Origin of the sequence: Pseudomonas sp. LjRoot71 (assembly GCF_964253255.1) — a bacterium.
GTDB lineage: Bacteria > Pseudomonadota > Gammaproteobacteria > Pseudomonadales > Pseudomonadaceae > Aquipseudomonas.
Genome location: NZ_CAXURA020000001.1, coordinates 2,127,520 through 2,140,302, shown reverse-complemented (window position 1 = coordinate 2,140,302; position 12,783 = coordinate 2,127,520). Strand labels below are relative to the sequence as shown.

7 protein-coding genes are annotated in these 12,783 nt (G+C 64.1%); 3 read left to right on the top strand and 4 right to left on the bottom strand.

The window, feature by feature from the left end; translation table 11 throughout:
* The first annotated feature begins 33 nt into the window (after positions 1–33).
* Positions 34–1,005: a TAXI family TRAP transporter solute-binding subunit gene (locus ACSQ17_RS10180; protein ID WP_436068498.1), complete on the top strand. Its 972-nt coding sequence runs from the start codon at positions 34–36 to the stop codon at positions 1,003–1,005.
* Positions 1,006–1,015: 10 nt separating this feature from the next.
* Here ACSQ17_RS10180 and ACSQ17_RS10175 read toward each other — a convergent pair whose 3' ends face one another.
* From ACSQ17_RS10175 to ACSQ17_RS10160, 4 genes are all read right to left on the bottom strand, one after another.
* On the bottom strand, positions 1,016–1,609 hold the full coding sequence (locus ACSQ17_RS10175) for a hypothetical protein (RefSeq protein WP_436068497.1): 594 nt from the start codon (positions 1,607–1,609) through the stop codon (positions 1,016–1,018).
* On the bottom strand, positions 1,606–2,856 hold the full coding sequence (locus ACSQ17_RS10170) for a peptidyl-prolyl cis-trans isomerase (RefSeq protein WP_436068496.1): 1,251 nt from the start codon (positions 2,854–2,856) through the stop codon (positions 1,606–1,608). The genes ACSQ17_RS10175 and ACSQ17_RS10170 overlap by 4 nt, the downstream gene beginning before the upstream one ends.
* A gap of 1 nt (position 2,857) precedes the next feature.
* Positions 2,858–3,847, bottom strand: coding sequence for a hypothetical protein (locus tag ACSQ17_RS10165; protein WP_233685627.1), 990 nt, complete (start codon positions 3,845–3,847; stop codon positions 2,858–2,860).
* Positions 3,848–3,999: 152 nt separating this feature from the next.
* Positions 4,000–5,646: a Na/Pi cotransporter family protein gene (locus ACSQ17_RS10160; protein WP_436068495.1), complete on the bottom strand. Its 1,647-nt coding sequence runs from the start codon at positions 5,644–5,646 to the stop codon at positions 4,000–4,002.
* Positions 5,647–5,858: 212 nt separating this feature from the next.
* On the opposite strand from ACSQ17_RS10160, the gene recC reads away from it, so the two are divergent.
* Both recC and recB read left to right on the top strand, forming a co-directional pair.
* Complete coding sequence (gene recC, locus ACSQ17_RS10155; RefSeq protein ID WP_436068494.1) at positions 5,859–9,143, top strand: exodeoxyribonuclease V subunit gamma; 3,285 nt, start codon at positions 5,859–5,861, stop codon at positions 9,141–9,143.
* Positions 9,140–12,685: an exodeoxyribonuclease V subunit beta gene (gene recB / locus ACSQ17_RS10150; RefSeq protein ID WP_436068493.1), complete on the top strand. Its 3,546-nt coding sequence runs from the start codon at positions 9,140–9,142 to the stop codon at positions 12,683–12,685. Before recC ends, recB begins: the two co-directional genes overlap by 4 nt.
* The last annotated feature ends 98 nt before the right edge of the window (positions 12,686–12,783 follow it).

Sequence of the window (12,783 nt, the reverse complement as noted above, 5' to 3'; positions counted from 1 at the left end):
GCTGGCGCGTTCAACCCGAGGAGGAGTAATCCGATGAGCCGCAAGACACTGGCGTGGGCGTTGTGGGCTATTGCCTGGAGCCTGTTTTCGGCTGCCAGCGCACAGGCTGAGGATCGTTTCGCGCGCATTGCCACCGGCGGGCAGACCGGCGTGTACTACGTAGCGGGGCAATCGATCTGCCGCTTCCTCAATCGCGGGGCGGTCGAGCATGGTATTACCTGTGCGGCCCCGGCCAGCGGTGGCGGTGTGGCCAACGTCAAAGGGATGCGCAGCGGCGAGTTCAATTTCGCCATCATGCAAGCGGATCACCAATACAAAGCCCTGCATGGACTGGCCCCGTTCGCCCAGGATGGTGCCATGGCCGACTTGCGGGCCGTGCTCTCGTTGCAAAGCGAGGTGTTTACCGTGCTGGCACGGCGCGATGCTGCGATTGCCGAGTTCGACGACCTCAAGGGCAAGCGCGTGAACATCGGCAACCCCGGTTCTGGCCAGCGCGACACCCTGGAAGAAATCATGCAGGCCAAAGGTTGGTCGCGCTCAATCTTCGCCCTGACTGCCGAACTCAAGGCCGCCGACCAGGCCGCTGCACTGGGAGAGGGCAATATCGACGCCATGACCTATTTTGTTGGCCATCCCAACGGCGCCATTCAGGAGGCCACCACCACCCTTGATGCTGTACTGGTGCCGATAGCCGAACCGCAAATCAAGCGTTTGCTGGCTGCAAAGCCGTACTACAACCGTGCCGAAATCCCCGGCGGCATCTACCGTGGCAATCCCGCCGCCACTGCCTCGATCGGCGGCAAAGCGGTACTGTCGACCTCGGCCGCGACCAGTGCAGACGTGGTCTATCAACTGGTCAAGGCGGTTTTCGATAACCTCGAACGCTTCAAACGCCTGCATCCCGCCTTTTCCGAATTGAACGAAACCGAGATGATCCAGGCCGGCCTCAGCGCCCCGTTGCACGAAGGGGCCTTACGTTACTACCGCGAGCGTGGGTGGTTATAGGGCTGACATTTCAAGGGCCTGATGCCGCTGAAGTCGGCAACAACTCCGGCTTCTCCCTCTGCAATTTGCTCTGCAACATTTCCAACTGTTCCAGCGCGGCGCGGGCTTCATCGAGTTCGCTTTGGCTGCGTTCGCCGGATTGCGCGGCTTGTTCGATGCGCTCGCGGATGGCGGGGATCTGCTGCACGCCACTGGCGTATGCCATGATCTGGTCGCGGGTTTGTTGGTCTTCGAAGGCGCTGTACTGCGCCGGGTCAGCCAATTGGTCGGTGGAGGCAGGCTGGCGCGGTTTGAGTTGGCCCAGAGCCGGGCTGCGCGGGTCGCCTTGATCGGCCATTAGCTGGATCAGCATTTGCGCTTCTTGGGCATTCAGTTGCGGTTCGTTGGGTGGTTCTTCCACCAGTTGTTCTGCTGGCGCTGGGGTTGCAGCGGGCTGCTGTGTCGGCAGCGCGGCGGGCAGCTCAGGTAAGCGAATGGCGGCGCTAGGTGGCGTTGCCGTCTGGGGCGCAACGGCTGGCGCGATGTCGGCCTGGGGCGTGCGCACGACGACGATGGTCACCGCCGTGATCACCCCAAGCAGGCCTATGCCGAGCCATGCCTTCATAGTCCTTCTACCTTGGCGTTGGCCAGCAGGGCGTCGACGCGGGCCTGGAAGGCTTTAGTCAGCTGTTCCTTGGCGACGGCCTGGTTGACCTCATAACGCACGCTGGGATCGCTCAGTGGCAGCTGCCGATCCTTTCGGCTGCGCACCTGGACGATCTCAAAGGCGCCGTCGATCAGCATCGGTTGGGAGATGCTGCCGGCCTTCTGCAGCAGGGCGGTCTTGTGCAGAAAATCCAGCTGCGCATCCTGCGGGCGAATCAGGCCGAGGTCGCCGGGCGGTGTTTGATTTTTGTTTTCGGCCAGTGAGTAACGGCGCACGGCTTCATCGAAGCTCAAGCCCTTTTGCAGTTCGGCATACGCCCGGTCGGCACTGGCTTGATCGGCCAGGCGGATATGGCTGGCCTGTACCTGAGCAACGTTCAGATAGAGCTGCAGGTTGCGCTGGTAATAGGCCTCGGCATCCGCATCGCTGACCTGGCGGGCGCGCTCGCGCAGGCTGGCGGTTTCATGGTGGAAGTCGTTGTGCAGACCGAGTTGGTGCAGGTACTTGTGACGAATGAGCTTGTCGCGCACCAGTTGGCGGATGCCGGCTTGTTCGTCCGTGCTGAAGCCTTTCTCTCCAAGCTGATACCAGAGGTAGTCGCGCAGCGCCTGCTGACGCACCTGTTCGGCCAGGTACACCAGGTTGCCCTGCTGTAGCTCCACTCGACCTTGTACGTTGTCGCCTTGATACAGCTCCAGCAGGTTCAGACGTTGTTCGGTCTGCTCAGGGAACTGCCAACTGATCAGTTGCACCTGCGCGGCGTCGGCCTGCTGTTGGGGGCTCAGTTGCAGGCTATCGAGCACCACGCCCTGAGTTGGCGCGGTCAGCACCTGGCGCAGGCGTGCACTGCTCAGTGCCTGTGGCTGGCGCAGAAAGGGTCGTACGTCGTGATCGAACTGGCGGCCGTAGACCTGTTCGATCAGGTTGGCGGCTTCGCGCTCGACCAGCGCCTCCAGATCGCTGCTGTACTTGCTGCTCAGTTCGGCTTCCACCTCGCGCGCCAGCAGGTGATTTTCCGCCAGGCCTGTGCGCAGCAGGCGCAGGTCGGTATTGAATTTGACCCGGGTCATGGCCTGCTCCAGCAGGCCTATGCTCTTGCCGGGCAGGCGTTCGCCATTGATGCGCATGTCCTGGCTGCCCAGAGCTGACAGGCAGATGCCGGTCAGCCCCAGTACCAGCAAACTGCGCTGGATAAGCCCGCGCACCTTAGCGGCCACCCTGGCCGTAGAAGGTGTTGGCACCCTTGGTCAGCACACTGACGGTGAGGGCGATGGACTCCGGAATCAGCTCCTTGGCCACTCGCAAGCGGGTGGCGTAGCTGGTGTCATACAGCGGTTCAGGGCGTTGATAGGCGACCTGCGCGGTCTGAGTCAGCAGGTCACGGATCGGCTTCTGCGGGTCGTAACTGCCCACCCGGTTGGCCACGGCGGCGATATTGTTCAGGCCTTCCTTGAAGTAGTGATCGTCCACCCAGCCTTCCCAGCCGGAGTGACCGTTGCCCGAGGTGACCCAGGCGTGGTGCGGCTGCGCCACATCACCGGTGGTGTGCAGTGCGTAACCTATGGTTTGCAGCGAAGGGGCGTTCTTGTACTGATCGAACCAGTACTTGGCCAGGTTATCGATGGGCTGGAAGGCCGCCGTCTGGAAGTCGCCGTAGTGTGTTTGCCAGTTGGAATAAGTGCCCTGGCGATAGTGCGCTTCGGTGGTGTCGAAGTCGCTCTTCTTCAGCTCGCGGTTGTACAGGTACACCATGGCGTACCAGTCAACGTCGCCGCTCCAGCTGCCATCTACCTTGCGGTAGCGGTAGTCGTAACCGCCGTGGTCGTTGCCGTGGGCGTCGCCCTGGCGGGCCATGTTGATGAAGTGCCAGTACGAGGTGTAGTTGACCAGCGAAGCGGCGGCGCCATACACCGGCGCATGCTCGTAGCCGACCCACCAGCCACCCAGGCGGGTGTCCTGGAAATCATCAACGTCGTAGGCTGCCTGGCCGAGGATTTCCCCCGCGCGGGCTTCGCTGCCGGCTGCGCCGACGTAGAACTGATAGGCACGTTTCATCTCGGGCGTGGCATGGGCCGAGTTGAGGAAGGCCAGGGCGTCCTTGACGATATTCTTGTGCGTGGGTTGCGACCAGGCGCTGGCGTGGCTGGCGCTGAAGGCCAGGCCTAGACCAACGACCAGGGAGGTGAGGTTTTTCATAGGGAAGGCGCTCTTTTGTTGTTGGAGTTGAGCAGTATTAGCGGTCATTGATGGCAGAACTGTTGCAATGCCGCATGCCAACTTAAAGCGGATGCGCCGTGTTGTCTCAACCCAACCAAGGTTGGGTGGTATAGACCAATTCGTCTGCAGTGTTACTCCGCGCCGTTGTCTTCATGGTGCAGGGCGCCTGTCTCGCTGCTTTCCAGCACCACATAGGCGCTGGCGCAGAACAGTGAGTTGAGGCGCTTCATATCGGCAATCAGCTCCATATGCAGGGCGCTGGTTTCGATGCTCTGCACCACCTGATGGTGCAGGCGGCTGACATGGGCGTGGGCCAGGCGGCGTTCCTGGGCGCGGAAGCGGCGTTTCTCGCGTAGCAGCTGGCGCGCGCTTTCCTTGCCGGCGGAGAGGAATACCGACAGGCCCAAACGCAGGTTGGCCAGCAATTGGCCGTGCAGGGCAGTGAGTTCCTCCAGGCCGCTGTCTGAAAACGAATGGCGCTGCGCGGTTTTCTGATCCTGCACCTTACCGAGCATGCGTTCGATGATGTCGCCGGCCTGCTCCAGGTTGACCGCCAGCTCGATGATCTCCGCCCAGCGCCGGCTGTCTTGTTCGCTCAACACTTCGCGCGGCACCTGAGCCAGGTAGAGTTTGACCGCGCTGTAAAGCGCATCGACATCGTCATCCAGGCGGCGCAGCTCTTTGCCCAGGGCGGTTTGCCCGCCGCGCAAAACTTCCAGCAGGTGGCTGAGCATGGTTTCGATCAGGTCACCGATGCGCAGGGTTTCGCGCACCGCATTGGCCAGCGCCAGGCTCGGTGTGGCCAGCGCGGTGGGGTCGAGATGGCGCGGGCGGGCGACGCCGTTTTCATCCGGACGATCCGGCAGCAGCCAGTTGCAGAAGCGCGCCATCAGCCCGACTGTGGGCAGCATCAGCACGCAGCGCAGGCCGTTGTAGAGCAGGTGAAAGCCGATCACCAGCTCCTCGGGGCGCCAATTCAGGCTGTCCAGCCAGTTGGCCAGCGGATCGAGCAGCGGCATCACCAGTAGCAGGCCGATCAGCTTGTACAGCAGGCTGCCCAGGGCCACGCGTCGCCCGGCTGGGGTTTGCAGGCTGCTGGTGAGAAAGGCCAGCACGCCGCTGCCGATATTGGCGCCAATTACAAGGCCGATGGCCACGGGCAGGCTGATCAGGCCGGCACCGGTCAGGGTGGCGGTGAGCAGCACGGCGGCCAGGCTGGAATAGGAAATCAGCGCGAACAGCGCGCCGACCAAGGCATCCAGCAGCAGGTCGCCGGTCAGTGAGGCGAACAGCACGCGGATGCCCTGCTCCTGGGTGATAGGCGTAGCGGCGGCAACAATCAATTCGAGGGCCAGCAGCATCAGGCCCAGGCCGATGGCCACGCGACCAAGCTGGCCGGCGCGGGTTTGTTTGCGCGAGAGAAAGAACACCACCCCGAGAAAGATCAGCAGCGGGCTCAGCCAGCTCAGGTCGAGGGTCAGCACGCGGGCCATCAGCGCCGTGCCGACGTCCGCCCCCAACATGATTGCCAGCGCCGGAGTCAGCGCCATCAGCCCCTGGGCAACGAACGAGGTGACCAGCAGCGCGGTGGCGTTGCTGCTCTGCACCAGCGCGGTCACGCCGATGCCGGCAGCAAAGGCCAGTGGGCGCTTGCTGACGTTATGGCTAAGCACCTTGCGCAGATGCGAGCCATACACCCGCAGGATGCCGGTACGGACGATATGGGTGCCCCAGATCAGCAAGGCGACGGCAGACAGAAGATTCAGCAGGGTGAGCATGGTGCTGCTCCCTGGCGCGCCCGCCTGGTTGCAGCGTGACGCGTGGTTTTACTTGTTATAGGGGATCGCACAACGACCCTGTCTTTAGCTTTAGCTTTAGCTTTAGCTTTAGCTTTAGCTTTAGCTTTAGCTGTGGTTAGCGCTGCGCGCAATCCCGCCAGCTTGATTGACCTGATAACCTTGGCCGCTACTGAACGGATGCGATTCTGCCGATGCTCACGCTCTACCACGCACCAGACCTGGAAACCCTTGGCGAGCTGGCCACCACCCTGCTCGCCACGCCGATGCGCGATCCCTTTGCGCCGGCACTGGTGGTGGTGCCGAGTCAGGGCATGGGCCGTTGGCTGACCCTGGAACTGGCGCGCAAGCAGGGCATTGCCATGCAGCTGGAGGTGCAGTTGCCAGCCAAGTTCGTCTGGGACCTCTCGCGCCTGTGTCTGGGGCAACTGCCCGAGCAATCGGCGTTCAGCCCCAGCAGCCTGAGCTGGCGTCTGTATGACTGGCTGTGCGAACCCGCCCATCTGGCTGAAGCGCCGCGTCTGGCGCATTACCTGGATGGTGGCGATGAGCGTCGAAGGCTGTCATTGGCAGTGAAGATCGCTGACGTATTCGACCAATACCTGCTGTATCGCGACGACTGGCTGGCCGCCTGGGAACGCAACGAACTGCTCGATCTCGGCCCGGACGAAGCCTGGCAAGCGTTGCTCTGGCGCGAGCTGACCAAAGACGGCCATCCACACCGCGCGCGTTTGCTGGAAGAACTGCTCACCCGCCTGTATGACGCCGCGCCCATCGCCGGGCTGCCCGAGCGCGTGCTGGTGTTTGGCATCAGCTCGCTGCCGCCGCACCATATGCGTGTATTGGAAGGCCTGGCGCGGCATACCCAGGTAATTGTTTTCGCCCTCAACCCGTGCCGCGAAGCCTGGGGCGAGATTCGTGATATTCGTGAGTTGGCCAGGCAGCCTGAACTCAGTCCGGACGATTGGTATCTGGATGTCGGCCACCCGTTATTGGCGAGCCTGGGCAAGCAGGGCCGCGACTTTTTCGACAGCCTGTTCAGCCTGGCATCCAGCGAGGGCAGTCAGGAAATCGGCCTGTATTCCGAAGACGCGGATCTGCACGACGCCAGCCTGTTGCAGGCGCTGCAGAACGACATCCTGCGCCTGCGCACCCGCACGGCCGATGAGCGCCTGCTGCTGCGCGAAGACGACCGCTCGCTGGAGTTGCACGTCGCCCACTCGCCGCTGCGCGAAGTGGAAATCCTGCATGACCAACTGCTCGCTCGCTTTGCCGCCGAACCCGCACTGACGCCCGATCAAGTCGTGGTGCTAACCCCGGATATCGAGCGTTACGCGCCTTATATCGAAGCGGTGTTTGCCCCGCGCGAAGGCGTGCCGCGGATTCCCTTCAGCCTGGCCGACCGTAGCCTGCGTGCGGAAATTCCGCTGATCGAAGCCTTCCTCAACCTGCTGGCACTGCCGGACAGCCGCTTTGCCGCCGAGGAAATCCTCGCCTGGCTGGAGCAGCCGGCCATCGCCCGCCGCGTTGGCATCGAGGCGGAAGATCTGCCGCTGCTGCGCGACTGGCTGCGCGACGCCGGCGTGCGCTGGGGCCGCGATGAAACGCACCGCGAGCAACTGGGTCTGCCGGCCGATGCCGCGTTTACCTGGCGGCAAGGTCTGGATCGTCTGCTGCTGGGCTTTGCTGCGCCGCCGCAGTTGGCCGGCCTGGCCGCGCCGCTGTTGGGCGACAGTTGGCCGCTGGATGCGCTGGAAGGCGGCCGCGCACAACTGCTCGGGCGCTTGGCCGGTTTTGTCGAGCGTCTGGCCGCTCTCGCGCAGAGCCTGCAACGGCCACGTGCCCTGGGCGAATGGGCCGAATCCCTGCAAGGGCTGATTGACCAGCTATTCGATGAGCGCGAAGCCGGCGAGACCCTGTTGCTGCTGTCCAAGGCCTGCGCCGCGCTCAAGGAGCAGGGCGACGCCTCAGGGGTTGAGCGGCCAATTGAGCTGGCGCTGATCCGTCAGCAACTGACCGCCGCCCTGGAGCAAGGCAGCGCCGCCTCCGGCTTTCTCACCGGCGCGGTGACCTTCTGCACCATGGTGCCGATGCGCAGCCTGCCGTTTCGCCTGGTCTGCCTGCTCGGCCTGGATGACGGTGCCTTGCCGCGCCGCACCCCGGCAGCGGGCTTTGACCTGATCAGTCAGAAACCCCGCCGTGGCGACCGCGCACGCCGTCTGGATGACCGTTACCTGCTGCTGGAAACCCTGCTTTCGGCCCGTGGCGGCTTGTACCTGAGCTATGTCGGCCGCGACCCGCGCAGCAACGCCGAGCTGCCGCCTTCGGTGTTGGTCAGCGAGCTGCTCGATGTGGTCGATCTCACTGCTGTTTGTGGGAGGGGCTTTAGCCGCGACGAGCAGACCGCCCAGGAAAGAGCCAGCGTCCATATCACCCATCAGCACCCCTTGCAGCCCTTCGCCCCTGGCAACTTCGCCGGCAACCGTCATGCCGGCTTTGCCGCGCCCTGGTTCCACGCTGCGCAGCGCTTGAGTCAGGCGGTGCAAACCCCTGCGCCCTTTGCCAGTTTATTGGAGACGCCGGATCAAGATTGGCTGAACATCGAACCGAGCCAGCTGATTCACTGCTTTAAGCACCCGGCGCGCTACCTGCTGGAACAACGCCTCGGCCTGCGCCTGGCGCAGAGCGAGGAAACCCTGGCCGGCGACGAGCCGTTCAGGGTCGAGTGGACCAGTCAGCATGGCCTGCGCCAGTTGGCCTTGCAGGCCATCGAGAACGGCTGGAGCGAACGCCAGGAGCGCGCCGTGGCCGCTGCTTCCGGCTGGCTGCCAGTGGGCGAGCTGGGCCAGGCGCATTGGGGGCAGATTCGCGGGCCGATCCGTGCCTTTGCTCCGACCCTGTTCGACGAACGCCCGGAGGACGCCCCGCAACCGCTGCTGGTGGATATCGAACTGGCCGGCGTACGCATCCACGGCTGGCTCGATGGCGTTACCAGCGCCGGCCTGTTCGACTATCACCTACGCGATCTCGGCGCCTGGGAGCTGGCGCCGTTCTGGTTGCGCCATCTGCTGCTCAACTGCGCCGCCACCCCTGGCATCAGCCGCGACAGCCGCCTGCTCTCGCCGAAAAGCGAATGGCGTCTGGGCCCGCTGGCCAATGCCCGCGAACTGCTGCTGCCCTGGCTGGAGGCCTACCAACGCGCGCTGTGCGAGCCGTTGCCGCTGTTCGCCAAATGCAGCCATGGCTTTGCCCGCAAATGGCGTAGCCCCGGCAAGAAGGAACCGCTTGACGCCGCGCGCAGCGAAGCGCGGGTGATGTGGCAAGGCAACGACTATATGACCGGCGAAGGCCAGGACTCCTGGAATGCCCTGGCCTTCCGCGACCGCGAGCCGCTGGGCGAGCGCTTTGAAACGCTCGCCGAACAACTCTACGGCCCGGCGCTGGACGCCCTGCAAGGCAGTGACGAGGACGAAGCATGAGCAGCGCCAGCCTTGACCTGTTGCAGGACAGTTTCAGCGGTCGCTCGTTGATTGAGGCCAGCGCTGGCACCGGTAAAACCTGGACCCTGACCGCGCTGTACGCGCGCCTGTTGCTGGAGAAGCAGCTCAGCGTCAGCCAGATTCTGGTGGTGACCTTTACCACTGCCGCCACCGCCGAGTTGCGCGAGCGCATCCGCAAGCGTCTGGCCGAGTTGCTGGCGGTGTATGAACAAGGGCCGGGCAGCGACGACCTGCTCAATCGCCTGCATGCCCAGTACCCGGATGCAGCCAGCCACCGGCGTTTGCTGCTGGCGGTGCATGGTTTCGACGAGGCGGCGATCTTCACCATCCACGGCTTCTGCCAGCGCGCCTTGCAGGACGCTGCGTTTGAAGCGGGTGGTGATTTTGACAACGAACTGACCCATGACGACCGCGAAATTATCGACGCCCTGCTCGCCGATCTCTGGCGCCATGAGCTGGCCAGCGCCGAGCCGGAATGGGCGGCGTTTCTGGTGCAGCAGAAAATCACCCCGCAGGTGCTGCGTCAGCGTTTGCGTAATCACCTGGGCAAGCCCTATCTGCGCATCGAGCCACAACCGGGTACGCGCAGTGAGATGAGCGCCCTGCGCGCCGCCTGGCAGCAGGCGCAGCGCCTCTGGCTGAGTGAAAGTGTCGGCTGGCTGGCGCAACTTAAGGCCTTTGACGGCTTTAAGAGCAATATGTGCAACGCGGCCAAGCTAAGCGTTTGGCAGGCCGAACTGGACGGTTATTTCAGCGATGCCGCCGCGCTGTTCAGCAAGACCGAAGCGCACCGCCGGCTGGCCCGCGAAGGGCTGAGCAAGGCCAGCAAGAAGGGCTGCGAAGCGCCGGCCAATCCGCTGGCCGCTGCGTTGCAGGAGCTCTGTGATGCGCTCGATGCCGCACAACCCGAGGCCGAGCAGCGGCTGATCGACCTGCAGGTGCGCCTGATCCATCAGCTCAACGAGCAACTGCCCGCGCGCAAGGCGGCGCAACGCCTGCTGGCCTTCGATGACCTGCTTAACAAACTGCAGCAGGCCTTGCAGAGCGAAGGCGGCGAGCACCTGGCCAGCACCCTGCGCACGCAATACCCGGTGGCGCTGATCGACGAGTTTCAGGACACCGACCCGGTGCAGTACCGGGTGTTTCACCGCATTTATCAGGATGCCGGCGACCTGTGTTTTGTCGGCGACCCGAAACAGGCCATCTACGCCTTCCGGGGCGCGGATCTGGCGACCTACCTCAAGGCCCGCAGCGAAGCCGCGCGGCAATACAGCCTGGCCACCAACCACCGTTCCACGCCCGAGCTGATCGCCGCGTTGAATCAGCTGTTCGACCGGCCCATGCCCTTTGCCGAGAAAGGCCTGGATTACCAGCAGGTCGGGGCCAGCAACAAAGCGCGGGCACAACTGGTGTTGCCGCATGTTGAGGATGAAACCGACGCACCGCTGGCGTTGGTCTGGCTGGATAACGATTACCTGGGCAAGGGTGAAGCGGGCACTTTGGTGGCGCGGGATACGGCCCGGCGCATTGCGGCGGTGCTTAGCGCCAGTAGCCGTGGCGAGGCGTATTTTGAGCAAGACGGCACGCGCACACCGTTCAAGGGCGGGGATATTGCCGTGCTGGTCGCCAGTCACCGTCAGGCTGGCGAAGTGGCTGCCGAGCTGGCCGCCCGTGGCGTGCCCAGTGTGCGGCGCGGCAAGGAGAACGTCTGGCACAGCGAGGAGGCCGATGAACTGTCCGCCGTGCTCGCCGCCTATGCCGAGCCGGGCCGCGAGGGCGCGTTGCGTTATGCCCTGGCCAGTCGTCTGCTGGGCCGTAGCGCCGCTGATCTTGCTGCCTGCAGCGAGGATGCCCAAGCCTGGGACCGCGAGCGCGAAGCCGCCGAGCGCTACCACCAACTCTGGCAGCAACAGGGTTTTATGCGCGCTTTCCGCGCCTGGCTGGATGAGCAACAGGTGGCCCAGCGCCTGCTGGCCCTGGTTGATGGCGAGCGCCGTCTGACCAACCTGCTGCACCTGGCCGAACTGTTGCAAACCGAAAGCATGCAACGCCCCGGTCTGGAGCAATTACTCGCCTGGTTCAACGCCCAGCGCAGCGCCGAGGCCCACGGCGAAGATGCCTTGCTGCGCCTGGAAAGCGATGCCGAGCGGGTGCAGATTGTCACCATCCACACCTCCAAGGGTCTGGAATACCCGCTGGTGTTCTGCCCCTACCTGTGGGACGGCGCGCTGCTGCGCCAGCATGAGGACATCAGCTGCCACGCTGACGACGGCACGCCGCTGCTGGACCTGGGCAGCGAACAGCTCGACACCCATCGTGCGCGCGCGCGTCACGAACGCTTCGCCGAAAAACTGCGCCTGACTTACGTTGCCCTGACCCGCGCGCGCGATCGCTTGTGGCTGCACTGGGGGCCGGTGGACTGCAAACCGAAAAAGGACGGCACCCTCGGCGACAGCGGCCTGCACAGCAGCGCCCTGGCCTGGCTGCTACATGGCCGCGAGCTGCCGGGTGAGGATGCCCTGAGCGAGCTGGCGGGCCATCTGCAAAGCCTTAGCCCGCAAGGGCTGCGGGGCGAACTCGAACAGCTGATCGCCAGCAGTCAGGGCCAGATGACCCTCCAGCCGCTGCGTGACAGCGAGGCCAGCGCCGCCGGCGAGCAACGCGCTCCAGCTCCGCAGCAACTCGCCAGCCTGCAACGCAGCCTGCACAGCGCCTGGCGCATTGGCAGCTTTTCGGGGTTGGCGGCAGGCATGCATATGGAAGCGCCGGACCGCGACGGCCTGGTGCTACCGGACGCCAGCGAGCCGGGCACGGGCTTTTTCGCCTTCCCCCGTGGCGCGCGGGCCGGTACCTGTCTGCACGCCATCCTCGAAGACTGGGCGCGCGGCAAAGGCGCGCTGGCTGAGCTGGTCGAACCGGGGCTGAGCGGCCACGGCATCAGCAATGACTGGCAGGCGGTGGCGCTGGCTCACCTGCAACAGGTTGTCGATACCGATCTGGATGGCAATGGTCTGACCCTCGCCGGCTTGAATCCAACCCGCCGTTTGCCCGAGCTGGGCTTTACCTTCCCTCTGGCCGGTCTGGATGTGCAGCGCCTGCGCGCCATTCTTTGCGACCCGGCCCATGGTCTGGCCGAACCCATGCGCGAGGCGGCGGCGCGGCTCGAATTCGACAGCCTCAAGGGCTTTCTCAAGGGCTTTATCGACCTGACCTTTGAGCACGACGGGCGCTGGTATATCGCCGACTACAAGTCCAACTGGCTCGGCCCGGACGCCAGTTACTACGGCGGTGAGCGCCTGCTGCAAGCCCTGGCGGCCGAACATTACTACCTGCAGTACCTGATCTACCTGGTGGCGCTGCGGCGCTTTCTGCGTCAGCGCCTGGATGACTTTCAGAATGAGCAACTGGGCGGCGCGTATTACTTGTTTCTACGCGGCATGCCGAGCGCCGGGGTGTATTTCTCACGACCCAGTGATGAGCTGTTGGATGCGCTGGATACCTTATTTGCGGAGGGGCGCTGATGCTGCTTTTTAGCCTGAATGCAATCCAGGGACGGGCTTCGCGCCGTATGGCCAATCTCCCGGATGGCATTCGGGCTACGGGATTTATGCCCGTAGGG

Bases quoted from the DNA above. Each gene is read 5' to 3' on its own strand.
- ACSQ17_RS10180 (WP_436068498.1), top strand. From the start codon at position 34: ATGAGCCGCAAGACACTGGCGTGGGCGTTGTGGGCTATTGCCTGGAGC.
- ACSQ17_RS10175 (WP_436068497.1), bottom strand. From the start codon at position 1,609: ATGAAGGCATGGCTCGGCATAGGCCTGCTTGGGGTGATCACGGCGGTG.
- ACSQ17_RS10165 (WP_233685627.1), bottom strand. From the start codon at position 3,847: ATGAAAAACCTCACCTCCCTGGTCGTTGGTCTAGGCCTGGCCTTCAGC.
- ACSQ17_RS10160 (WP_436068495.1), bottom strand. From the start codon at position 5,646: ATGCTCACCCTGCTGAATCTTCTGTCTGCCGTCGCCTTGCTGATCTGG.
- recC (WP_436068494.1), top strand. From the start codon at position 5,859: ATGCTCACGCTCTACCACGCACCAGACCTGGAAACCCTTGGCGAGCTG.
- recB (WP_436068493.1), top strand. From the start codon at position 9,140: ATGAGCAGCGCCAGCCTTGACCTGTTGCAGGACAGTTTCAGCGGTCGC.